Raw genomic sequence first — 21,672 nt, forward strand, 5'->3', positions numbered from 1 at the left:
CGCGGGGCCTCGTCGGCGCACGGCAGCAGTACCAGCCATGGCGCCACGCTACGACGCCTCTCCGAGAGCCACCTGTCCAGATTCCGGAGCGAAACTCTCCCGTTCGGGTGATATTCGCTCATGCATCGGACACTTCTTCCCGCTTCTCGCTAGCGTGAGGAGTCCCCCACACCCGCGTCACCTGCACCATCTGCACGCCCCGTCCTGCGAACGCCCATCCGTACGGTGCGCAACGTCCGCAACCCGCATGTCCCCCCTGTCCCCAGGCCCCCTGCCCAGGAGCGTCCGCTGTCCCCGCACCGTTCCCCCGGACCCCCCGGTGGCGCCGCGCCCACCGCCGCCCCCGCCGCCACGCCGGAACAGCTGAACGCCGCCCCGCCCCACGAGGCCGAGGCCGCCCTGCTCACCTGCTGCGGCAGCCTCCGCTGGGCCCGCCGCGTGGCCGCCCACCGGCCCTACCCCGACCTGGACGCGCTGCTCGCCGCCTCGGACGAAGCGGCCTACGACCTCTCCCCCGGCGACCTCGCCGAGGCCCTGGCCCGCGAGCCCCTGGACCAGGCCGTCCCCCACCAGGGGACGCCCGGCGCCACGTACACCGCCGCCCACACCGCCCTGCGCGCCGCCCACGCCGCGTACGAGAGCCGCTTCGGGCACAGCTTCGTGGTCTGCCTCGACCACGTCCCCGCCGACGAGGCCCTCGACCACCTGCTGTGCGCCCTGCGGTCACGCCTTGGCAACGATCCCGAGGAGGAGCGCGCCCTCGCCGCCGACGAGCTGCGCCGCCTGGCCCGGGGCCGCCTCGCCCGCCTCGCCGCACGTCACGCCGCCGCCGGCCCCACGCGTCCGGGGGCGCGCCCCGATAGCCCGTACGTGCCTGTTTGACTGCCTGTTTGATCACACCTGCGGACCCGGGGCGAAGACACCGACAACACGTCGATACGATGACGAGCGGCCGGTGGACCGTACCCGGCCGGGCTCGTCCGACAAGAAGCCGGCCGGCCCCAATCCCCGCTCCCGGAGGGTCTTCCGTGCCGGCTGGAACGCTGTACCGCGGCCGGGAAGGAATGTGGTCCTGGGTGGCTCATCGAGTCACCGGCGTCCTCATCTTCTTCTTCCTGTTCGTGCATGTGCTGGACACCGCTCTCGTCCGCGTCTCCCCGGAGGCGTACGACGATGTCGTCAGCACCTACAAGACGCCCCTCGTCGCACTCCTCGAGTACGGCCTGGTCGCCGCCATCCTCTTCCACGCACTCAACGGCCTGCGCGTCATCGCCGTCGACTTCTGGTCGAAGGGCCCCCGCTACCAGAAGCAGATGCTCTGGACCGTCGTCGGCATCTGGCTCGTCCTGATGGTCGGTGCGCTCTACCCGGTCCTCGGCCACGCCGTCCGCGAACTCTTCGGGAGCTGACGCCAGACATGTCTGCTGACACCACGCTCGACACGTCCGCGACGTCCGGGGTGGGCCCCGTCGAAGGCGCCTCGCTCTACGACGTGGACAACCCGGCCCCGTTCATCGAGGCCCCCCGCAAGCGCACCTCCAAGACCCCGCGCTCGACCCGCGGCAACTTCGAGATGGCCGCATGGCTCTTCATGCGCCTGTCCGGTGTCGTCCTGGTCGTCCTCGTCCTCGGCCACCTGCTGATCCAGCTGGTGCTCGACGGCGGTGTCTCGAAGATCGGCTTCGCGTTCGTCGCCGGCCGCTGGGCCTCGCCGTTCTGGCAGGTCTGGGACCTGCTGATGCTGTGGCTCGCGATGCTGCACGGCGCCAACGGTCTGCGGACGGTCATCAACGACTACGCCGAGCGCCCGAACACGCGTCTGTGGCTCAAGGGCCTGCTGTACACCGCCACGGTGTTCACCATCCTTCTGGGCACGCTGGTGATCTTCACCTTCGACCCGAACATCCGCTAAAGCCGAGGCGACCCCAGTGAAGATTCACAAGTACGACACCGTCATCGTCGGCGCGGGCGGCGCCGGCATGCGCGCCGCCATCGAGGCGACGAAGCGCAGCCGCACCGCCGTGCTCACCAAGCTCTACCCCACCCGCTCCCACACGGGCGCCGCGCAGGGCGGCATGGCCGCCGCGCTCGCCAACGTGGAGGAGGACAACTGGGAGTGGCACACCTTCGACACGATCAAGGGCGGCGACTACCTGGTCGACCAGGACGCCGCCGAGATCCTCGCGAAGGAGGCCATCGACGCGGTCCTCGACCTGGAGAAGATGGGCCTGCCGTTCAACCGCACCCCGGACGGCACCATCGACCAGCGTCGCTTCGGCGGTCACACCCGCAACCACGGCGAGGCCGCCGTGCGCCGCTCCTGCTACGCCGCGGACCGCACCGGCCACATGATCCTCCAGACCCTCTACCAGAACTGCGTCAAGGAGGGTGTGGAGTTCTTCAACGAGTTCTACGTCCTTGACCAGCTCATCGTCGAGGACCCCGCGACCGGGGTGAAGAAGAGCGCGGGCGTCGTCGCCTACGAGCTGGCGACCGGCGAGATCCACGTCTTCCAGGCGAAGTCCGTGATCTACGCGTCCGGCGGCACCGGCAAGTTCTTCAAGGTGACCTCGAACGCGCACACGCTCACCGGTGACGGCCAGGCGGCCTGCTACCGGCGCGGGATCCCGCTGGAGGACATGGAGTTCTTCCAGTTCCACCCGACCGGCATCTGGCGCATGGGCATCCTGCTCACCGAGGGCGCCCGCGGTGAGGGCGGCATCCTGCGCAACAAGGACGGCGAGCGCTTCATGGAGAAGTACGCGCCGGTCATGAAGGACCTCGCGTCCCGTGACGTCGTCTCGCGCTCCATCTACACGGAGATCCGTGAGGGCCGCGGCTGCGGCCCCGAGGGCGACCACGTCTACCTCGACCTCACGCACCTGCCGCCGGAGCAGCTGGACGCCAAGCTCCCGGACATCACGGAGTTCGCGCGCACCTACCTCGGCATCGAGCCCTACACGGACCCGATCCCGATCCAGCCCACCGCGCACTACGCCATGGGCGGCATCCCGACGAACGTCGAGGGTGAGGTCCTGGCGGACAACACCACCGTCGTCCCGGGCCTGTACGCGGCCGGCGAGGTGGCCTGCGTGTCCGTGCACGGCGCCAACCGCCTGGGCACCAACTCGCTCCTGGACATCAACGTCTTCGGCAAGCGCGCGGGCATCGCCGCCGCCGAGTACGCGGCGAAGAACGACTTCGTCGAGCTGCCGGAGAACCCCGAGGAGCTGGTCGTCTCCCAGGTCGAGCGCCTGCGCGACGCCACCGGCACCGAGCGGGTCGCCGAGCTGCGCAAGGAGCTCCAGGAGACCATGGACGCCAACGTCATGGTCTTCCGCACCGAGCAGACGATCAAGACGGCGGTCGAGAAGATCGCGGAGCTGCGCGAGCGCTACCTCAACGTCTCGATCCAGGACAAGGGCAAGCGGTTCAACACCGACCTCCTGGAGGCCATCGAGCTGGGCAACCTGCTCGACCTGGCCGAGGTCATGGCGCAGTCCGCGCTCGCCCGCAAGGAGTCGCGCGGCGGTCACTACCGCGAGGACTACCCGAACCGCGACGACGTCAACTTCATGCGCCACACCATGGCGTACCGCGAGGTCGGCGACGACGGCACGGAGACGATCCGTCTCGACTACAAGCCGGTCGTCCAGACCCGCTACCAGCCGATGGAGCGTAAGTACTGATGGCAACCCCGACCCTCGCCAAGGAAGACGCCAAGCCCGAGGCGGGCTTCGCCGACTCCCCGTACATCACGATCACCCTGCGCGTGCGCCGCTTCAACCCCGAGGTCTCGGCGGACGCCACGTGGCAGGACTTCGAGCTGGAGATCGACCCCAAGGAGCGTGTCCTCGACGCCCTCCACAAGGTCAAGTGGGACATGGACGGCACGCTGACGTTCCGCCGCTCCTGCGCGCACGGCATCTGCGGCTCGGACGCCATGCGGATCAACGGCAAGAACCGCCTCGCCTGCAAGACGCTGATCAAGGACATCAACCCGGGCAAGCCGATCACGGTCGAGCCCATCAAGGGTCTGACGGTCCTGAAGGACCTGGTCGTCGACATGGACCCGTTCTTCCAGGCGTACCGCGACGTGATGCCCTTCCTCGTCACGAAGGGCAACGAGCCGACCCGTGAGCGGCTGCAGTCCGCCGAGGACCGCGAGCGCTTCGACGACACGACCAAGTGCATCCTGTGCGCCGCGTGCACCTCCTCGTGCCCGGTGTTCTGGAACGACGGCCAGTACTTCGGCCCGGCCGCGATCGTCAACGCGCACCGCTTCATCTTCGACTCGCGTGACGAGGCGGGCGAGCAGCGCCTGGAGATCCTCAACGACAAGGACGGCGTGTGGCGTTGCCGCACGACGTTCAACTGCACGGACGCGTGCCCGCGTGGCATCGAGGTCACCAAGGCGATCCAGGAGGTCAAGCGCGCGCTGATCACGCGTCGCTTCTGACCTGTCCTGCGTCTGTACGTCACTGTGGGCCCCGCTCCTTTCGAGGAGCGGGGCCCACAGTGCGTCCCCGGGGCCCGGCGCGTCCCCGGTGCGGGCCAGATGGGGGCGGTCGCGGCGTCGTTCTCGCGCGTCTGCGTCCCGACCGCGGGCACCGTCCTACGCTGACGGAATGTCAGACAACCAGTCGGTCGGCCTGTCCGTTGACCAGTTCACCGACCCCGCCGCGGAGCTGCTCGGCTTCGACAACGTCCTGCTGCCCGTCGGCGACCTCGGGGAGGCCGTCGGGTTCTACGAGCGCGCCGGGTTCCCGGTCTCCTTCCGGCTCGACGAGATCGGGCTCGCCATCCTGAAGGTGGGCAAGGAGACGCCGGGCGTGCTGCTGCGGGTGGAGGACGGCATCGTGCCGCGCACACCCGCGTGGCCCTCGCCCCGCGTGTGGCTGGAGGTGCCGGACGCGCGCGCCAAGGGACGCGCCCTCGCGGAGGCGGGGGTGGTGCTGCTCGCCGAGCCGTTCTCCGTCGCCACCGGGTGGACCGTGGAGATCGCCGACCCGTGGGGCAACATCATCGGCTTCACGGACTACCTCAAACGCCCGGAGCTGGCCCGCAGCTCGTGAGGGACCCGGCCGGGGGCGGGCGCGTCCTCAGCTCCTGACGGACCCGGTCCGGGGCAGGCGCGTCCGCGGCTCCCGCACACGTCGCGGGGCGCGCGGCCGCAGCTCCTGACGCACCCGGCGCGGGACGGGCGCGGCCCCGGCTCCTGACCGACCCGAGCCGGGGCGCGCGGCCGCAGGCCCTGACGCACCCGGCGCGGGAGGGGCGCGCGGTCAGCACCAGTCGGCGTCGCCGTCCGCCTCCGCCACGGCCATGACGCGGCGCAGCATGTCGGACAACAGCGCTCGCTCCGCCGCCGAGAGCACGCCGAGGAGCCGCTCCTCCTCGTGGCCGATGACGGCCATCGCCTCGTGCCAGCGCGCCCGGCCGGCCTCCGTCAGCTCCACGTCGACCCGGCGGCGGTCCTGCCGGGACGGCGTGCGCCGGACCAGGCCGCGGCGCTCCAGGCCGTCCAGGCGGCCGGTGACCGACGCCGGAGCGAGATCGAGGTCCGCCGCGAGCCGGGAGGGGCTCGCCGAACCGCCCCGGCCCGCCAGTTTGTGAAGGGTGTCGAACTCCGGGCGGTCCAAGTCGGCGTCGACCAGGGACTGCTCGCGGACGCGGCGCAGATGAACGGTCAGCTTGCTCATGCGGGTGACCGCGCCCTCGATGTCCGGGTCGAGCCGGGGCAGCACGGGAAGCCACCGCTCCAGGTGCCCGTCGGTCCAATCCCGTGCCCGGTCGCCCGCCTGGCCGGCCGTCCGGTCGTTCTCCTCCGTCATGCCCCCGACCTTAGCCTCCGTCGCTTCGGTGCCAGATATTTCGTTGACGAATAGTTCGGTACCGAAATACCGTCGGCGTCATGCCGCTGCCTCGTCCCCGTACGCATCCGCTGCTGCGCAACCGCTCCTTCCGGCTGCTCTTCCTCGGCCGGACCCTGTCCCTCGCCGGTGACGCCGTCATCCCCGCCGCCCTGGCCCTCGCCGTGCTCCGCGCCACCGGATCCACCTCCGCGCTCGCCCTGGTGCTCGGCTGCGCGATGGGGCCCCGGCTGCTCCTGCTGCCGCTCGGCGGGGTCGTCGCCGACCGCTTCGACGCCCGTACCGTCGCCCTGCTCACCGACCTGGTGCGCGCCGCCACCCAGCTCTTCGTCGGCGTCGAGCTGCTCGGCGGCGAACCCCGCCTGTGGCACATCGCGGCGGCCGAGGCCATCGGCGGCGCCGCCTCCGCCTTCGCCATGCCGACCCTGCCCCGGCTGCTCACCGCGACCGTCGCCGAGAAGGACCGGCACGGCGCCAACTCCCTGATCGGCGTGGTCAGGAGCGGCACCGCCCTCGCGGGACCCGCCCTCGCCGGCCTGCTCATCGCCACGGCGGGCCCCGGCTGGGCCTTCGTCGTCGACGCCGCCTCCTTCACCGTCAGCGCCTGCCTCCTCGCGGCCGTCCGCGTCACGTACGCGACCCCGGCGGGCCCGCGCCACTCCCTCGCCAAGGATTTGGTCGAGGGCTGGCAAGAAGTGCGGCGCCGCGACTGGTACTGGACGAGCCTGGTCGCCCACGCCGCCTGGAACGGCGCCGCCGCCGTGCTGATGACCCTCGGCCCGGCCCTCGCCGTCACCGAACTGGGCGGCGAGGAGGTCTGGATCGGCATCCTCCAGGCGGGCGCGGTCGGGCTGCTGCTCGGCTCGCTGCTCGCCGGGCGGGCCCGGCCCCGCCGGCCGATCCTGACGGCCAACCTCGGCCTCGCGACCTACGCCCTGCCGCTCGCCCTGCTCGCCGCCGAGGCGCCCGCGCCCGCCGTCATCGCCGCCTACGGCCTGGCGCTGGCCGGCCTCGGCTTCCTCAGCCCCGTGTGGGAGACCTCGGTGCAGGCGGCGATACCGGCCGCGGTGCTGGCCCGCGTCACCTCGTACGACTGGCTGCTCTCGATGGCCGCGATGCCGCTCGGCTACGTCCTCGCGCCGCTCATGGCGGGCGCCTGGGGCACCGGGCCCCCGCTGTGGATCGCGGCGGCGGTCGTGGCAGCGACCTGCGCGGGGACGGCGGCGGTGCCGGGCGTACGCCGGTTCGCCCTGCCCGGCGCGACGCCCCGTCCCCTCACGCGTGGCGCGACGCCAGTTCCACCACCGTGATGTCGGACGGCGCCCCGACCCGCACCGGCGGCCCCCACGCGCCGGCGCCCCGCGACACGTACAGCTGGGTGTCGCCGTAGCGCTCCAGGCCCGCGAGCGTCGGATTGGCCAGGTCCGCCACGTGGTTGCCGGGCCAGAGCTGGCCGCCGTGGGTGTGGCCGGAGAGCTGGAGGTCCACGCCGTACTCGACGGCGTCGTGGATGACGACCGGCTGGTGGGCCAGGAGCACCGAGGCCCGTGCACGGTCCCGGTCACCGAGCGCCCGGGCGAAGTCGGGCCCCTCGCCCTCGCTATCCCCGGCCACGTCGTCGACGCCGGCGAGGTCGAACCACGGCAGTTCCGTACGGGCGTTGCGCAGCGGGCGCAGGCCCAGCTCGCGGACGTGGTCGACCCACTGGTCGGCGCCGGAGAAGTACTCGTGGTTGCCGGTGACGAAGTACGTGCCGTGCCGCGCCCGCAGCCCGGCGAGCGGCGCGGCGGCCGGGCCGAGGTCCTCGACGCCGCCGTCCACCAGGTCACCGACCACGGCGATCAGGTCGGGCTGGGTGGCGTTGACGGTGTCGACCACCCGGCGGGCGAAGTCGCGCCCGAGGATCGGCCCGAGGTGAATGTCGCTGACCACGGCGATCCGGAACCCGTGCGCCGCGCGCGGCAGTTTGGCCAGCGGCACGGTGACCCGCTTCACCCCGGGCCCGCGCAGCACGCCGTACATCCCGTGCCCGACGGTCCCCACGGCGGCGGCCGCGACGGCACCCCCGACGACACGCGAGACGAACAGACGACGGGAGGCCACCTGCTCGGAGAGACCCGGCACGTCTCTCTCGGCGAGGTCCGACCCGTCTGCCCCTCCGACGGGGTTCCGTACGTCTTCCTCGCCGAGGTCCCGTACGCCTTCCGGGCGCGGGCGTTCCGCCCACCGCCGTGCCAGGGGGCGCGGCAACTCGGCGGCGAGCAGGGCGAGCAGCAGGTAGAGGGAGAACGCCAGCCACAGGTAGCCGGGCCAGGCCAGCACCCGCTGGAGCGGGAAGGGCGCCCCGGCCCGCCCGCTGACGAGCGCGGCGAGCATCAGCAGCGGGCCGGCGACGAAGACGACCGTGCCCGCGCGGCGGGCGGGCCCGGGCCCGGCGGTCGTGTCCCGCACCAGACGGCACCACGCGTACCGGTGGAAGCCGGCGACGGCCCCGAGGACGGCGAGGCCGATGAGCACCCCCACCACGGCCACGGCTATGAGGCGCGGCGCAGAGCGCGAACGCCACGCAACCCGATGGTCCCCACCACCGGCACCCCCGATGCCAGGGCGCTGAGCCGCGAGTAGGACACTTGCGGGGCACGGCTCCCCCGCACCAGAGGACACCACTCCATGAAGCTCAGCCGTCCCGTCTCTTGGTTCCTGCTCGCCTTCGGCGTGTGGTCTTGGGTGGTCTGGACGACCTTCGTGAAGAACTTGGCCAAGGATGCGAGCGGGCTCGCCTTCGACAACGGCAGTCCCACGGCCTACTTCTGGGTCCACCTCGCCTTGGCCATCACGTCGTTCATCCTAGGCACGGGCGTTGGTGTGATCGGCTTTCGGGGTCTTCGCGCTCACGCGAGGACATCCCGCTCCGGTTCGAGCTGACGCCAGTGCACCGTGATCCGTTCCTCGATCGGGATGAGCTTCCTCGTCTCCGGGTCGCGCCCCCGCCCGATCCGGACGCCTGACAGGAAGCAGCCGAGAAACTCTCGTCGCTCGAATACGTCCCATGAGCCCCATGGCGATTTGGGCCCCACCGGATCTTCCCCGGGTTCGAACCATGCAGCGGGTACCTCGATCGCATCTTGGATCTTGCCGTCAAGTTCAGCGATCTTGCTCGTGCACTCGCCCTCGTAGGCCCGGTATTGCTCCATGGTGGCCCGCCACATGGCCAATTCGTCCCGACCTCGGTAGAACCCGCCTTTGCGGTCCGCCTGCAACTCCGCAATGGACCGCTGCACATGGTGCAAACGATCCACCACTTCGCGGCGTTCCTCCCGTACTCCGGCCAAGTCCTTCTGTCCCGCGTGGCGCAGCGCGGCCGCAGCGACCCAACCGCGGTCAGTTTCATCTTCCATGTCGGCAGCGATCAACCGCGCCCAGACCTTGCCGGCAACGTAATGGTCCGCCTCTTCGCGCTTGATGGACAGTCCGCCGTGCCCCTTGGGATTCGCGCACATGTAATAGTCCTGCCCACCGTTGTTTTTGGCTTGCCCAATGGACCCGGCACAGATACCGCATGTCGAGAAACGCCACCCGGAAAGCAGTCGTGGCGTGGTTTCCCCGTTCCCTGGTTTCCGTGTGGCGTTGCGTTTCTTGCGGCGCTCTTGGAGCTCCAGCCACTTCGCGCCTGTAACGATCCCCCTGTGCGGCGCCATGGGCTTGCCGGCAGCATCCTGAGCGACGACGTTTTCGTACGCTTTCCCCCGCTTCACCCGCTCACTTGCGAAGCCACCAACGGCCGGGTGATTGATAATCCATCGCACAGTCTGGGCACGCCAACGGACAGGGCTGTCCTCATCCGACACGCGGCGCTTCTTGATGGACGCAATCCGCTTCTCAGTGGCGCGCCGCTCAGCGTTCCCGGGGGCGGGAATCCCTTCGTCCTCAAACGTGGTCGCAATCTTGTTGTCCGCGATCCCGTTCCAGCTCATCTCAAGCATGCGCTCGACGATGGCGACATGTTCCGGGTTGTCCTCGTCGGGCTCAAGCACGGAGACGACGAGGTTGCCGATCTTCTCGCGGACGGCGCGCATGCCATAGGGAGGAGAGCTCGAGTGCCGCCCGCCAACGGCCTTGATCTCGTCCTTCGCACCCTTGAGCCGCTCGGCCTTGATGTCGCTGTCCTGTTTGGCGAGTGCCGCGATCAGGGTGAAGATCGCGACACCGATCGCGTTGGACGTGTCGAGGAACGGCTCAAGCACGGACACGAAGCGCACCCCGTGTTTCTTGAACTCACTGTCGATCTCCAACGCGTCATGCGCGCCCTTGCGGGTCAGCCGACTCAACTCGTTGACGACCACCGCGTCGACCTCCCCCGCGCGCACAGCGACCATGAGTTCTTCGAACCCCGGGCGTACGGCGTTGGGGTCCCATCCGGAGCGGCCGACGTCCTTGAACCGATGGACGACCTGCCAACCGCGACCGTCCGCCAGTGCCGCTCCGGCGGCGAGCTGCGCTTCGGGGGATGCCTCGGACGAGTCGGGACGGGCTTTGGACTGTCGGGCGTAGACCGCAACCCTCACGGTGTCCAAACGCTCTTCTGAAGGGAGGGCGACGAATGGCGTCATGCGCTGTGACCTGTGCCTTCTCCGGGTTCCGGTGTCCTGATGGTTAGTTGCTTGTGAAAGGTAGTCCAGATGAACCAGCTCCATGCCGCGAAGGCGAGCAGGAATGAAGCGAGCAGGAACCAGGAGTCGGCGGTGGGGCCCGTGAACCCGCCCTGTACGTTCTCGTCCGTGCCCGTGTCGAAAAAAGCCGCTCTGTTGTTCGCCTCCGCGACCCTGTTGACGATGTCCGCGACCGCCCCCGCCGTCGCGGACGAGGAGCCGGGCGACAAGGGGCAGCCGAAGCCGCCCGCGGCGATGTCGAGTGTCGGCGGCGCTCTGCTCGGCAAGCCGGGCACCCAGGTGAAGCTCAAGGCGGGTGCCCCGGTGCTGCCCAAGGAGTTGTCGGCGCGCTCCTGGATCGTCTCCGACGCGGAGTCGGGCGAGGTCCTCGCCGCGCACAACGCGCACTGGCGGCTGCCCCCCGCGAGCACCCTCAAGATGCTGTTCGCGGACACGGTGCTGCCGAAGTTCCCCAAGTCGCAGCAGCACAAGGTGACCCTCGCCGACCTGGAGGGCATCGGTGAGGGCAGCAGCATGGTGGGCATCAAGGAGAACGAGACGTACTCCGTCCACGACCTGTGGCTCGGCGTCTTCCTGCGGTCGGGCAACGACGCGGTGCACGTCCTCTCGGCGATGAACGACGGTGTCGCCAAGACCGTCGAGGACATGCAGAAGCACGCCGAGGACCTCCAGGCCCTGGACACCCACGTGGTCTCGCCCGACGGGTACGACGCCAAGGGGCAGGTCTCCTCGGCGTACGACCTGACGCTGTTCGCCCGCTCCGGGCTGCAGAAGAAGGACTTCCGGGAGTACTGCTCGACGGCCACCGCCCAGTTCCCCGGTGAGACCAAGAAGATCACCAAGGGCAAGGACAAGGGGAAGACGAAGCGCGAGTCCTTCGGCATCCAGAACACCAACCGGCTGCTCACGGGGGCCATCGGCGTCAGCCCCTACAAGGGCATCGCCGGCGTGAAGAACGGCAGCACCACCAACGCGGGCAACACCTTCACCGGTGTCGCCGAGCGCGACGGCAAGGTGCTGCTCGTCACCGTCATGAACCCCTCCTCCGGAGAGCCCCACGCCGTCTACAAGGAGACCGCGCGGCTCTTCGACTGGGGCTTCGCCGCCGCGGGCAAGGTCGACCCGGTGGGCGAACTGGTCGCTCCCAAGGGTGCCGCGGGGTCCGGCAACAGCGCTCCGGGCAGCGGCGGCGACGGCAAGAACGGCGCCGCCGCGAACATGGCGCACGGCTCCGACGGGGGGTCGAGCGGCATGGGCGTCGCCCTGGGGGTGGCGGGCGGTCTGGTCGTGGTGCTGGGCGCGGGCGCCTTCCTCGTCAGGCGCCGGATGCCGCTTCCGGGCCAGTCCGGGCGTCCCCCGCGCCGGAGCTGACGGCGGAGTCCTCCTCGTCCGTCGCGGCACCGGTCCGCGCCGCTTTCCGCGTCGCCGTCCAGGCGGCGCAGAACAGCAGCAGCTTCGCGGTGAAGTTGATCCACAGGAGCAGCGCGACGGGCACGCCGAAGGCGCCGTACATGCTCTTGGCGGCGACGCCCTTCATGTAGCCGCCGAGGAGCAGTTTGAGCAGCTCGAAGCCGGCGGCGCCGATCAGTCCCGCGATGACGAGGTCGCGCCGGTGCGGCTGGACACCGGGCAGCAGCGTCAGGACGTAGAGCAGCAGCAGGAAGTCGGCGAGGACGGCGATCGCGAAGGCGACGGCCTGGAGCAGGGCCGCGCCCCAGCCGGTCTCGTCGACGCCGAGGAGGTCGGCGGTCCAGCCGACGGCGGTGGAGGCGAGCGCGGAGGCGGCGAAGGAGGCGAGGCCGGCGCCGCCGAGCCCGATGAGCACCCCGGCGTCCTTGACCTTGCGCAGGACAGGGTTCTCCTCCTCGTCCTCCAGTTCCCAGACGGCCCGCAGGCACTCCCTCATCGAGCCGACCCAGCCGATGCCGGTGAAGAGCAGCAGGGCGCCGGCGACGAGGCCGACGGTGCCGGCGTTGGCGACCAGGCCGTCGAGGTCGAGTTGGTCGGAGATGCCGGGGACCTGCTCGGTGAGCTTGTTCTCCAGGGTGTGCTGCTGCTTGGTGGTGAGGGTGGCCGCGGCGATCGCGGCGGCCACGGTGAGCAGCGGGAAGAGCGCCAGAAAGCTGATGAACGTCATGGCGGCCGCGAGGCGGCTCCAGTGGACCGTGTCGAGCCGTTCGTACGAGCGCCACGCGTGCGTGCGCATGCCCTTCTCGGCGATCGGCCCGATGCCGGGCAGTTTCTTCAGCCAGTCCATGTCGCCTCCGTGCCTGCGGTCCTGTCCGAAGTCGTGCCCGAAGTCCCGCCCGCCACGCGGAATACGAGGGTCCGGGTTCCCCAGAACCGCAGCGCGGTGGCGAGGGCCATGCCGATTCCAGCGCCGGAGACGGTGTCGGCCCGCTGCGAGGTGAGGCCGAGCCCGTAGTGGGAGACGGCGATGCACAGCAGTTGGACGAGGGCGCCGGCGATGTTGACGGCGAAGAACACCGCGTACTGGCGCAGCCGTGGCACTCCGGCGGCCCTGCGCCGGTAGGTGCCCAGCGCGTTGCCCGCGTACGCCACCGAGCAGCCCGCCACGAAGGAGAGCGCCTTGGCGGTCAGCGGGTCGAGGCCGGCGGGCCCGCGCAGCCAGACGAACAGGGCGAGGTCGGCCGCGTAGGCGCAGATCCCGGCGGCGGCGAAGCCCAGCAGTTCGGGTCCGAGCGCCCGCAGCCGGCCGCGCGGGGAGTGCGCGTTCACCAGTCCGCGACCGCGAGCCCGTACATCGCCAGCCACACCAGGCCGATCACGGCGAGTGCCCTGTCGCGCAGGACGACGTCCTCGGGCTCGCCGGCGGTGCCCCGGTCGGCGAAGACGGCGTAGCGCAGGATCGCGAGGATGAAGGCGGTCATGGACAGCTGCCGCCAGGGCAGCAGGCTGCCGCCGGTGGTGCTGCCGCCCTCCTCCATGGCCCACAGGCAGTACGCGAGGACGGCGACCCCGGCGGCGAGCTGCCACACGAAGCGCAGGTAGCCGGTGGTGTATTCGGTGAGCAGCGCGCGCGTGGCGCCCGGTTTCCCGGTGGTGGCGGCCATCTGGACGGCCTCGGAGTAGCGCTTGGCGGAGACCATGAAGAGGGCCCCGAAGCCGGTGGTGATCAGGAACCAGCGCGAGAGCGGGATGTCGAGGGCGAGGCCGCCGATCATGGCCCGCATCAGGAAGCCGGTCGTGACGATGGTGAGGTCGACGACGAGGACGTGCTTGAGGCTGACGCAGTAGGCGAGTTGCATGCCGACGTAGGCGGCGAGGAGCGCGGCGGTCAGTGGGGTGCACAGGAAGGCGGCGGTCACGGGTGCGAGGACCGCGAGGCACCCGCCGACGGCGTAGGCGACGGGCACCGGCACCTGCCCGGCGGCGACCGGCCTGCGGCACTTGGTGGGGTGGGCGCGGTCGGCGTCGGCGTCCCGTGCGTCGTTGATGAGGTAGACGGCGGACGCAGCGGCCGTGAACAGCACGAAGACGAGGGAGAGCCGGGTCAGGGACTGGCGCGAGAAGAGTTCGCCCGCCGCGGCGGGGGCCGCGACGACCAGGATGTTCTTGACCCACTGGCGGGGCCGCGCGGTCTTCAGGAGGCCGAGGGGCAGGGCGAGGGGGCCCGGGCGGGCGGTCCGGTGCGGGCGAGGGTGCTCCAGGACGGTGGAGATACGTTCAGGCATCGCGGCGGCCCCCGTTCATCCAGCCGCTTCCGGCGCGGGCGGTGAGCGCGCCGAGCGCGGCGCCCGCGGCCACGTCCGAGGGGTAGTGGACGCCGACGACCATGCGGGAGACGCACATCGCGGCGGCCAGCGGGGGCACGAGGCGGGCTCCGGCGGGGCGCAGCGCGCCGTAGGCGACGGTGGCGGCGGCCGCCGAGGTGGCGTGCGAGCTGGGGAAGGAGTGCCGGCCCGCGGTGCGCACCAGGGGTTCGGTGCCGGGCGGGCCCGCGGGGCGCGGGCGGCGCACGATCCGCTTGAGGCCCATGCTGGCCAGGTGGGCGGCGGCGGTCAGGGCCGCGCCGCGCAGCCAGGCGGTGCGCCGCTCACGGTCCACGGCGGCGCCCGCGAGCCCGGCGGCGATCCAGAGCGCGCCGTGCTCGCCGCTCCGGGAGAGGGCGCGCGCGGCGGTGGCCACGCGCGGGTCGGTGCCGCAGTCGCGCAGGGCCGACAGCAGCCTGTGGTCCATGTCGTGCATGTGGCCTCTTTCGAAGACATCCGAAGAGATGCGGGGGCGGGGCGGGTTCGGGGGCCGGGGGGTTCGGGGCCGGGCGTCTCGACTCTTGTAGCCAACCTTCAAATAATTCCGGCAATGTTGTGATGACACTCCCTCAATCACCCATTTCGGTGAGAGAGCGGATGATTTATGCCGAACTATCCTCAATCGGACGCTACGGTCGGTGCCATGCCTGCCGACTCCCCCGCCCTGACGCCCTTCGAGGCCGTGTCCGTCTCCGGCTGGGGCCGTACGGCCCCGACCACCGCCCGTCTGGTCAGGCCCCGCACCCCCGAGGAGGCCGCGGCCGCCGTGCGCGACTGCGGCGAGCGCGGGGGCATCGCCAGGGGCCTGGGCCGGGCGTACGGCGACGCGGCGCAGAACGCGGGCGGCGACGTCCTCGACATGACGGGCCTGGACCGGGTGCGGGCCATCGACGCCGACGCGGGCACGGTCGTGTGCGACGCGGGGGTCTCGCTGCACCGCCTGATGGAGGTCCTGCTGCCCCTCGGCTGGTTCGTGCCGGTGACCCCGGGGACCCGCTATGTGACGGTCGGCGGGGCCATCGGCGCCGACATCCACGGCAAGAACCACCACGTCTCGGGCTCGTTCGCGCGCCACGTCCTGTCGATGGACCTGCTCACCGCGGACGGCACGGTCCACACCCTCGCGCCCGGCACCCCCCTGTTCGACGCCACCGCGGGCGGCATGGGCCTGACCGGCGTGATCCTGTCGGCGACGGTCCGGCTCCAGCCGGTCGAGACGTCCCTGATGAGCGTGGACACCGAGCGCGCCACCGACCTCGACGACCTGATGGCCCGCCTCACCGCCGGCGACCACCGCTACCGCTACTCGGTGGCGTGGATCGACCTCCTCGCGCGCGGCAGCGCCATGGGCCGCTCGGTGCTGACCCGCGGCGACCACGCCCCGCTGGCCGCCCTGCCGGCCCGGGGCCGCGCGCGCAGGGCCCCGCTGGCCTTCCGCCCGGGGCAGCTGCCCGCCGCCCCCTCCTTCCTGCCGGAGGGACTGCTGGGCAAGGCCTCGGTGGGCCTGTTCAACGAACTCTGGTACCGCAGGGCGCCCCGCTCCCGCACCGGCGAGCTGCAGAAGATCTCCACCTTCTTCCACCCGCTGGACGGCGTCCCGCACTGGAACCGCGTCTACGGCCGCAGCGGCTTCGTGCAGTACCAGTTCGTCGTCGGATACGGCAAGGAGGAGGCCTTGTGCCGCGTCGTGCGGCGCATCTCGGAGCGCGGCTGCCCCTCCTTCCTCGCCGTGCTGAAGCGCTTCGGCCAGGGCGATCCCGGCTGGCTGTCCTTCCCGATGCCCGGCTGGACGCTGGCGCTCGACATCCCGGCGGGCCTGCCCGGCCTCGGCGCCTTCCTCGACGAGCTGGACGAGGAGGTGGCCGCCGCGGACGGGCGCGTCTACCTCGCGAAGGACGCGCGGCTGCGGCCCGAGATGCTCGCCGCAATGTACCCCCGGCTCGACGACTTCCGCGCCCTGCGGGCCGGTCTCGACCCGCGCGGCGTGTTCCGCTCGGACCTCTCGCGCCGCCTCGACCTCTAGGAGATCGGTACTCATGAAAGACGCCTTCGGCACCCCCCAGTCCCTGCTCGTCCTCGGCGGCACCTCCGAGATCGGCCTGGCCACCGCCCGGCGTCTGATCGCGCGCCGCACCCGCACGGTGTGGCTGGCCGGCCGTCCCTCACCGGCCCTGGAGCAGGCCGCCGCCGGGCTGCGCGACCTGGGCGCGGACGTGCGGACCGTCGCCTTCGACGCGCTCGACCCCGAGTCCCACGAGGAGCACCTCGGCAAGGTCTTCACCGAGGGCGACATCGACATGGTGCTGCTCGCCTTCGGCGTCCTCGGCGACCAGGCCCGCGACGAGGACGACCCGCTCTCCGCGGTGCGGGTCGCACGGACCAACTACACCGGGGCGGTCTCCGCGGGCCTGGTGTGCGCGCGGGCCCTGCAGTCCCAGGGGCACGGCTCCCTGGTGGTGCTCTCCTCGGTCGCGGGCGAGCGGGCCCGCCGCTCGAACTTCATCTACGGCTCCAGCAAGGCGGGCCTGGACGCCTTCACCCAGGGCCTCGGCGACGCGCTGCACGGCACCGGAGTGCATGTGATGGTCGTCCGGCCCGGCTTCGTGCGCTCGAAGATGACGCGGGGCCTGGAGGAGGCGCCGATGGCGACCACTCCGGAGGCGGTGGCGCTGGCCATCGAGACCGGTCTGCGGCGGCGCTCGGAGACGGTGTGGGTGCCCGGCGCCCTGCGGGTGGTCATGTCGGCGCTGCGGCACCTGCCGAGGCCCATCTTCCGGCGGCTGCCGCTCTGAGCGGACGGGCCCGGCGCGGCCGCGCGGTGCGTGGCCGCCCGGAACACGACTGCTCGGCGGGCGTACGCCCGGCGCGCGTCCGCTCAGCGCGCGGGCAGTGAGCCACGGGCGGCCGGGTAGGGCGACTGGGGCGGCACCACGGGGCCGCCGAAGGCGAACTCGCGCAGCTTGCGCCAGATGCCGTCGGAGCCCTGCTCGTACAGCGCGAACCCGGTGCACGGCCACGCGGCCTCGTACTCCGAGAGCTCGGCGTACGCCCGGTCCATGGCCTCTTCGGAGATGCCGTGCGCCACTGTGACATGCGGGTGATAGGGGAACTGCAGTTCGCGCGCCATCGGGCCCGACGCGTCCCGGACCCGCTCCTGGAGCCAGGAGCAGGCCGCGCCACCCTCCACCACCTGGACGTAGACGACAGGGGACAGCGGACGGAAGGTGCCCGTGCCGCTAAGGCGCATCGGGAAGGGGCGGCCCGCCGCCGCCACCGACATGAGGTGCGCCTCGACCGCGGGCAGCGCGGAGGCCTCCACCTCGGTCGGCGGCAACAGGGTCACATGCGTGGGGATGCCGTGCGCCGCGGGGTCCCCGAAGCCCGCGCGCCGCTCCTGGAGCAGGCTGCCGTGTGGCTCCGGGACCGCGATCGAGACGCCGATCGTTACGGTCCCCACGTCGTACTCCTGTCGTCCTGTCGTCGTGTTCGTCGTGTTCGTCGTGTCGGCGGGGCTCAGTGCTTGGCGGGCAGGAAGCCCACCTTGTCGTACGCCTGCGCGAGGGTCTCGGCGGCGACGGCACGGGCCTTCTCCGCGCCCTTGGCCAGGATCGAGTCGAGCGTCTCCGGGTCGTCCAGGTACTGCTGGGTGCGGTCCCGGAACGGGGTGACGAACTCGACCATGACCTCGGCGAGGTCGGTCTTCAGCGCACCGTAGCCCTTGCCGGCGTACTTCTGCTCCAGTTCCGCGATACCGGTTCCGGTGAGCGTGGAGTAGATGCTCAGGAGGTTGCTGACACCCGGCTTCTGCGCCACGTCGTAGCGGATGACGGTGTCGGTGTCCGTGACGGCGCTCTTGACCTTCTTGGCGGTGGCCTTGGGCTCGTCGAGGAGGTTGATCAGGCCCTTGGGGGTGGACGCCGACTTGCTCATCTTGATCGACGGGTCCTGGAGGTCGTAGATCTTCGCCGTCTCCTTGAGGATGTACGCCGACGGCACGGTGAACGTCTGCCCGAAGCGGCCGTTGAACCGCTCGGCGAGGTCCCGGGTCAGCTCGATGTGCTGGCGCTGGTCCTCACCGACCGGGACCTGGTGGGCCTGGTACAGCAGGATGTCCGCGACCTGGAGGACCGGGTAGGTGAACAGGCCGACCGAGGCGCGGTCGGCGCCCTGCTTGGCGGACTTGTCCTTGAACTGCGTCATGCGGGAGGCCTCGCCGAAGCCGGTGAGGCAGTTCATCACCCACGCCAGCTGGGCGTGCTCGGGGACGTGGCTCTGGACGAAGAGCGTGCAGCGCTCGGGGTCGAGGCCGGCGGCGAGCAGCTGAGCGGCGGCGAGGCGGGTGTTGGCGCGCAGCTCGGCGGGGTCCTGCGGCACGGTGATCGCGTGCAGGTCCACCACCATGTAGAAGGCGTCGTGGGACTCCTGCAGCGCCACCCACTGGCGCACCGCGCCGAGGTAGTTGCCGAGGTGGAACGAGCCGGCGGTGGGCTGGATCCCGGAGAGCACACGAGGACGTTCAGAGGCCATGCGGCCCATTCTCTCAGGTGACCCTCATTGCTCGGAAACAGGTTGGGGCGGAAGTCCGCGCGCCGGGGTGGCGGCGGATGGCGGGGCGGCGACGGCCCGCCTCTGATCCTCCCCCGCGGAAGATCGGCTCGGGGCCGCTCGCCCGTGCGCCAGTGACCGTGCTGTCCGGGCCGCCACGGCCGGCGCGCCGATCCGGCAGGTTTCCCCCTCCGCGATGCGAGCGACGATAGAACCGGAACCACCCGGCAGAACGTGAACCATCCGGCAGAACGTGTACCATCCGGCCGCCATCACCGGCCCACGCCGCAGGATGAACGGAGACCCCGTGTCGAGTACGCCCTCTCCCCGCACGACCAGCGAGCGGTTCATCGCCTCGGCCGAGGCGCACAGCGCGCACAATTACCATCCGCTGCCCATCGTGGTCGCCTCCGCCGAGGGCGCGTGGATGACCGACGTCGAGGGGCGCCGCTACCTCGACATGCTCGCCGGGTACTCCGCGCTCAACTTCGGGCACGGCAACCGCCGGCTGATCGACGCGGCCAAGGCGCAGCTGGACCGCGTGACGCTGACCTCGCGGGCCTTCCACCACGACCGGTTCGCCGAGTTCTGCACGCGCCTGGCCGCGCTGTGCGGCAAGGAGATGGTGCTGCCGATGAACACCGGCGCGGAGGCCGTGGAGACGGCCGTCAAGACCGCGCGGAAGTGGGGGTACAAGGTCAAGGGCGTACCGGACGGCCGGGCGAGGATCGTCGTGGCCGCCGACAACTTCCACGGCCGGACCACGACCATCGTCAGCTTCTCCACGGACGCCGAGGCGCGGGCGGACTTCGGCCCGTACACGCCGGGGTTCGACGTCGTGCCGTACGGGGACCTGGCGGCGCTGCGGGCCGCGGTGACCGAGGACACCGTGGCGGTGCTGCTGGAACCGATCCAGGGCGAGGCCGGGGTCCTTGTGCCGCCCGCCGGGTACCTGGCCGGGGTCAGGGAGCTGACCCGGGAGCGCGAGGTGCTCTTCATGGCCGACGAGATCCAGTCGGGGCTCGGCCGGACGGGACGTACGTTCGCGTGCGACCACGAGGGCGTGGTCCCGGACGTGTACGTGCTGGGCAAGGCGCTCGGGGGCGGTGTGGTGCCGGTCTCCGCGGTGGTCGCCGACGCCGACGTGCTCGGGGTGTTCCGGCCGGGCGAACACGGGTCGACGTTCGGCGGCAACCCGCTCGCCTGCGCCGTGGGCCTGGAGGTGGTCGCCATGCTGGAGACGGGCGAGCACCAGGCGCGCGCCACGGAGCTCGGCGAGCATCTGCACGCCGAGCTGGGCCTGTTGACCGGCACCGGCAAGGTGAGCGAGGTGCGCGGGCGCGGGCTGTGGGCGGGCGTCGACATCGCCCCGGTGTACGGCACGGGCCGCGCGGTCTCCGAGAAGCTGATGGACCGCGGGGTACTGGTGAAGGACACCCACGGCGCGACGATCCGCATCGCTCCCCCGCTGGTGATCAGCAAGGAGGACCTGGACTGGGGGCTGGACCAGCTGCGGGCCGTGCTGAGCTAGCGGCTTCCGGGGCGGGGGCGGGCTGGGGGCGGGTGGCCTGGGCGTGGTGGCGCGGGGGCGGTGGTCCGGGGGCGAAGGCAGGCGGTCAGAGGATGACGTGGGGGAGGAATCGGGCGTACTCGTCCGTGATCAGGCCGGAGGACTCCCTGATGCCGAGTCCCGCCGCCTCGTCCTCCACGACCCATGCGCCGAGCACGACGCGGTTGCCGTCGAAGTCCGGCAGTGGCGCCAACTCCTGGTAGCAGCACGGCTCCTCGCGCGGGGCGGCGGTCGTGCCCGGCTCGTGCACCGTGACGCCGGCGCCCTCCCGGCCCAGCAGCGGCTTGGCGACGTAGCCGCGGTCCCGGGGCAGTTCGCGCGGGCCGTCCAGGTAGGCGGGGAGCAGGTTCGGGTGGCCCGGGTACAGCTCCCACAGGACGGCCAGGAGCGCCTTGTTGGACAGGAGCATCTTCCAGGCCGGTTCGATCCACAGGGTCGAGCCGGTGCCGCCGCCGTTGTCCAGGGTCTCCAGGACGTGCGGCGCGAAGCGGTCCGTGGTCAGCCACTCCCAGGGGTAGAGCTTGAAGCAGGACCGCAGGAAACGGAGCCTCTTGTCCACGAAGCGGCGCGAGAGGCGGTCCCAGCCGATGTCCTCCATGGCGATGGAGTCCGTGGCGAGGCCCGCCTGTTCGGCCGTTTCCCGCAGATAGGCGACCGTCATCAGGTCCTCGCCCAGCTCGTCGGCGGCGGAGTGCGCGAAGTAGAGCGGGCCGCCGGGCGGCAGCAGCGCGGCCTGCCCCCGCCAGGCGTCCACGAGGCGCTCGTGGAGGGAGTTCCACTGGTCGGCGCCGGGGAAGCGCTCCTCCATCCAGAACCACTGCGGGCTCGCGGCCTCCACCAGGGAAGTGGGGGTGTCGGCGTTGTACTCCAGCATCTTCGCCGGGCCCGTGCCGTCGTACCGCAGGTCGAAACGGCCGTAGAGGGACGGGAGTTCGGCCCGGCGGTGCCAGGCCTCGGTGACGGCGGCGGCCACCCGCGGGTCCGTGATGCCGAGGTCGGCGAGGCGGTCGTGCGCCACGATGTGCGCGGCGGCGGCCAGGCACATCGCGTGCAGTTCCTCGACCGCCTCCTCCAGCGCCTCGACCTCGGGCAGCGAGAAGACGTAGTACGCGCTCTCGTCCCAGTAGGGGCGCAGGGTGTCGTCGGGGTAGCGGGTCAGGGGGTAGATCAGTCCCTGGTCCTCGACGGTCCGCTGCCAGTCGGGGCGGGGGGTGATCGTGCGGCGTTCCATGGCGTACGCG

22 protein-coding genes are annotated in these 21,672 nt (G+C 71.4%); 12 read left to right on the plus strand and 10 right to left on the minus strand.

The genetic code is table 11. The features are described from left to right. Window positions 1-288 precede the first annotated feature (288 nt). The 6 genes from ACZ516_RS26440 to ACZ516_RS26465 all read left to right on the plus strand — a co-directional run bounded on the left by ACZ516_RS26440 (window position 289) and on the right by ACZ516_RS26465 (window position 5,075). A complete protein-coding gene (locus ACZ516_RS26440) occupies window positions 289-882 on the plus strand; it encodes a 2-oxo-4-hydroxy-4-carboxy-5-ureidoimidazoline decarboxylase (RefSeq protein ID WP_469012159.1) in 594 nt (197 codons plus the stop codon). Window positions 883-1,028: 146 nt separating this feature from the next. Then, window positions 1,029-1,409, plus strand: a complete 381-nt coding sequence (gene sdhC, locus ACZ516_RS26445; protein WP_358588605.1) for a succinate dehydrogenase, cytochrome b556 subunit — start codon at window positions 1,029-1,031, stop codon at window positions 1,407-1,409. Between the two features lie 8 nt (window positions 1,410-1,417). Then, window positions 1,418-1,912, plus strand: coding sequence for a succinate dehydrogenase hydrophobic membrane anchor subunit (locus ACZ516_RS26450; protein ID WP_358913630.1), 495 nt, complete (start codon window positions 1,418-1,420; stop codon window positions 1,910-1,912). A gap of 16 nt (window positions 1,913-1,928) precedes the next feature. Next, the gene (gene sdhA / locus ACZ516_RS26455; RefSeq protein ID WP_358588608.1) at window positions 1,929-3,689 is read left to right on the plus strand and encodes a succinate dehydrogenase flavoprotein subunit; all 1,761 of its coding nucleotides are present in this window, start codon (window positions 1,929-1,931) and stop codon (window positions 3,687-3,689) included. Continuing rightward, the gene (locus ACZ516_RS26460; RefSeq protein WP_358588610.1) at window positions 3,689-4,459 is read left to right on the plus strand and encodes a succinate dehydrogenase iron-sulfur subunit; all 771 of its coding nucleotides are present in this window, start codon (window positions 3,689-3,691) and stop codon (window positions 4,457-4,459) included. The genes sdhA and ACZ516_RS26460 overlap by 1 nt, the downstream gene beginning before the upstream one ends. Before the next feature lie 169 nt (window positions 4,460-4,628). Beyond that, a complete protein-coding gene (locus ACZ516_RS26465; RefSeq protein WP_358588612.1) occupies window positions 4,629-5,075 on the plus strand; it encodes a VOC family protein in 447 nt (148 codons plus the stop codon). Window positions 5,076-5,285: 210 nt separating this feature from the next. Here the strand turns inward: ACZ516_RS26465 and ACZ516_RS26470 are convergent, their stop codons facing one another. Beyond that, the gene (locus ACZ516_RS26470) at window positions 5,286-5,834 is read right to left on the minus strand and encodes a MarR family winged helix-turn-helix transcriptional regulator (protein ID WP_358588614.1); all 549 of its coding nucleotides are present in this window, start codon (window positions 5,832-5,834) and stop codon (window positions 5,286-5,288) included. 80 nt (window positions 5,835-5,914) lie between these two features. Here ACZ516_RS26470 and ACZ516_RS26475 point away from each other — a divergent pair, with 80 nt between their 5' ends. Further along, window positions 5,915-7,183: an MFS transporter gene (locus ACZ516_RS26475; protein ID WP_469011900.1), complete on the plus strand. Its 1,269-nt coding sequence runs from the start codon at window positions 5,915-5,917 to the stop codon at window positions 7,181-7,183. On the opposite strand, the gene ACZ516_RS26480 is transcribed toward ACZ516_RS26475, so the two are convergent. Next, window positions 7,149-8,405, minus strand: coding sequence for a metallophosphoesterase (locus tag ACZ516_RS26480; RefSeq protein ID WP_469011902.1), 1,257 nt, complete (start codon window positions 8,403-8,405; stop codon window positions 7,149-7,151). The genes ACZ516_RS26475 and ACZ516_RS26480 overlap by 35 nt on opposite strands. Before the next feature lie 138 nt (window positions 8,406-8,543). Between ACZ516_RS26480 and ACZ516_RS26485 the strand changes: the two genes are divergently transcribed. Then, complete coding sequence (locus tag ACZ516_RS26485; protein ID WP_469011903.1) at window positions 8,544-8,798, plus strand: SCO4848 family membrane protein; 255 nt, start codon at window positions 8,544-8,546, stop codon at window positions 8,796-8,798. On the opposite strand, the gene ACZ516_RS26490 is transcribed toward ACZ516_RS26485, so the two are convergent. Continuing rightward, window positions 8,765-10,483 (minus strand): recombinase family protein, encoded by a 1,719-nt coding sequence (locus ACZ516_RS26490; protein ID WP_469011905.1) that lies wholly within the window; start codon window positions 10,481-10,483, stop codon window positions 8,765-8,767. The two genes, ACZ516_RS26485 and ACZ516_RS26490, sit on opposite strands and share 34 nt — an antisense overlap. A gap of 168 nt (window positions 10,484-10,651) precedes the next feature. On the opposite strand from ACZ516_RS26490, the gene ACZ516_RS26495 reads away from it, so the two are divergent. Next, on the plus strand, window positions 10,652-11,914 hold the full coding sequence (locus ACZ516_RS26495; RefSeq protein WP_469011906.1) for a D-alanyl-D-alanine carboxypeptidase family protein: 1,263 nt from the start codon (window positions 10,652-10,654) through the stop codon (window positions 11,912-11,914). Here ACZ516_RS26495 and ACZ516_RS26500 read toward each other — a convergent pair. From ACZ516_RS26500 to ACZ516_RS26515, 4 genes are read right to left on the minus strand one after another with little or no spacing between them, the layout of a single operon-like run. Next, entirely contained in the window at window positions 11,859-12,800 is a 942-nt protein-coding gene (locus ACZ516_RS26500) for a YihY/virulence factor BrkB family protein (protein WP_358698882.1), read from the minus strand. The two genes, ACZ516_RS26495 and ACZ516_RS26500, sit on opposite strands and share 56 nt — an antisense overlap. After that, on the minus strand, window positions 12,788-13,282 hold the full coding sequence (locus tag ACZ516_RS26505; RefSeq protein WP_358698880.1) for a GtrA family protein: 495 nt from the start codon (window positions 13,280-13,282) through the stop codon (window positions 12,788-12,790). The genes ACZ516_RS26500 and ACZ516_RS26505 overlap by 13 nt, the downstream gene beginning before the upstream one ends. Continuing rightward, the gene (locus tag ACZ516_RS26510) at window positions 13,279-14,238 is read right to left on the minus strand and encodes a decaprenyl-phosphate phosphoribosyltransferase (RefSeq protein ID WP_469011908.1); all 960 of its coding nucleotides are present in this window, start codon (window positions 14,236-14,238) and stop codon (window positions 13,279-13,281) included. Before ACZ516_RS26510 ends, ACZ516_RS26505 begins: the two co-directional genes overlap by 4 nt. Then, window positions 14,231-14,752 carry a phosphatase PAP2 family protein gene (locus tag ACZ516_RS26515; RefSeq protein WP_361085710.1) on the minus strand — a complete coding sequence of 174 codons (522 nt, stop codon included), beginning with the start codon at window positions 14,750-14,752 and terminating at the stop codon, window positions 14,231-14,233. The genes ACZ516_RS26510 and ACZ516_RS26515 overlap by 8 nt, the downstream gene beginning before the upstream one ends. A 207-nt stretch (window positions 14,753-14,959) precedes the next feature. On the opposite strand from ACZ516_RS26515, the gene ACZ516_RS26520 reads away from it, so the two are divergent. Further along, window positions 14,960-16,339: an FAD-binding oxidoreductase gene (locus tag ACZ516_RS26520; RefSeq protein ID WP_361085707.1), complete on the plus strand. Its 1,380-nt coding sequence runs from the start codon at window positions 14,960-14,962 to the stop codon at window positions 16,337-16,339. Between the two features lie 13 nt (window positions 16,340-16,352). Then, window positions 16,353-17,108, plus strand: coding sequence for a decaprenylphospho-beta-D-erythro-pentofuranosid-2-ulose 2-reductase (locus ACZ516_RS26525; RefSeq protein ID WP_361085704.1), 756 nt, complete (start codon window positions 16,353-16,355; stop codon window positions 17,106-17,108). An 83-nt stretch (window positions 17,109-17,191) separates the two neighbouring features. Here ACZ516_RS26525 and ACZ516_RS26530 read toward each other — a convergent pair whose 3' ends face one another. Then, a complete protein-coding gene (locus tag ACZ516_RS26530) occupies window positions 17,192-17,773 on the minus strand; it encodes a 2'-5' RNA ligase family protein (RefSeq protein WP_469011910.1) in 582 nt (193 codons plus the stop codon). Between the two features lie 56 nt (window positions 17,774-17,829). Next, window positions 17,830-18,843 carry a tryptophan--tRNA ligase gene (gene trpS, locus ACZ516_RS26535; protein ID WP_358589105.1) on the minus strand — a complete coding sequence of 338 codons (1,014 nt, stop codon included), beginning with the start codon at window positions 18,841-18,843 and terminating at the stop codon, window positions 17,830-17,832. A gap of 310 nt (window positions 18,844-19,153) precedes the next feature. On the opposite strand from trpS, the gene rocD reads away from it, so the two are divergent. Further along, on the plus strand, window positions 19,154-20,392 hold the full coding sequence (rocD, locus tag ACZ516_RS26540; RefSeq protein ID WP_469011912.1) for an ornithine--oxo-acid transaminase: 1,239 nt from the start codon (window positions 19,154-19,156) through the stop codon (window positions 20,390-20,392). Window positions 20,393-20,477: 85 nt separating this feature from the next. Here the strand turns inward: rocD and ACZ516_RS26545 are convergent, their stop codons facing one another. Then, window positions 20,478-21,662, minus strand: coding sequence for a glutathionylspermidine synthase family protein (locus ACZ516_RS26545; protein ID WP_469011913.1), 1,185 nt, complete (start codon window positions 21,660-21,662; stop codon window positions 20,478-20,480). Window positions 21,663-21,672: the final 10 nt, after the last annotated feature.

The organism is Streptomyces sp. NPDC034037 (assembly GCF_055575715.1).

Coding starts and splice junctions, on each gene's coding strand:
- ACZ516_RS26500 (WP_358698882.1), bottom strand. CDS start 12,800: ATGGACTGGCTGAAGAAACTGCCCGGCATCGGGCCGATCGCCGAGAAG.
- trpS (WP_358589105.1), bottom strand. CDS start 18,843: ATGGCCTCTGAACGTCCTCGTGTGCTCTCCGGGATCCAGCCCACCGCC.
- ACZ516_RS26520 (WP_361085707.1), top strand. CDS start 14,960: ATGCCTGCCGACTCCCCCGCCCTGACGCCCTTCGAGGCCGTGTCCGTC.
- ACZ516_RS26490 (WP_469011905.1), bottom strand. CDS start 10,483: ATGACGCCATTCGTCGCCCTCCCTTCAGAAGAGCGTTTGGACACCGTG.
- ACZ516_RS26475 (WP_469011900.1), top strand. CDS start 5,915: ATGCCGCTGCCTCGTCCCCGTACGCATCCGCTGCTGCGCAACCGCTCC.
- ACZ516_RS26450 (WP_358913630.1), top strand. CDS start 1,418: ATGTCTGCTGACACCACGCTCGACACGTCCGCGACGTCCGGGGTGGGC.
- ACZ516_RS26465 (WP_358588612.1), top strand. CDS start 4,629: ATGTCAGACAACCAGTCGGTCGGCCTGTCCGTTGACCAGTTCACCGAC.
- ACZ516_RS26485 (WP_469011903.1), top strand. CDS start 8,544: ATGAAGCTCAGCCGTCCCGTCTCTTGGTTCCTGCTCGCCTTCGGCGTG.
- ACZ516_RS26470 (WP_358588614.1), bottom strand. CDS start 5,834: ATGACGGAGGAGAACGACCGGACGGCCGGCCAGGCGGGCGACCGGGCA.
- ACZ516_RS26460 (WP_358588610.1), top strand. CDS start 3,689: ATGGCAACCCCGACCCTCGCCAAGGAAGACGCCAAGCCCGAGGCGGGC.
- ACZ516_RS26515 (WP_361085710.1), bottom strand. CDS start 14,752: ATGCACGACATGGACCACAGGCTGCTGTCGGCCCTGCGCGACTGCGGC.
- rocD (WP_469011912.1), top strand. CDS start 19,154: ATGAACGGAGACCCCGTGTCGAGTACGCCCTCTCCCCGCACGACCAGC.
- ACZ516_RS26545 (WP_469011913.1), bottom strand. CDS start 21,662: ATGGAACGCCGCACGATCACCCCCCGCCCCGACTGGCAGCGGACCGTC.
- ACZ516_RS26525 (WP_361085704.1), top strand. CDS start 16,353: ATGAAAGACGCCTTCGGCACCCCCCAGTCCCTGCTCGTCCTCGGCGGC.
- ACZ516_RS26510 (WP_469011908.1), bottom strand. CDS start 14,238: ATGCCTGAACGTATCTCCACCGTCCTGGAGCACCCTCGCCCGCACCGG.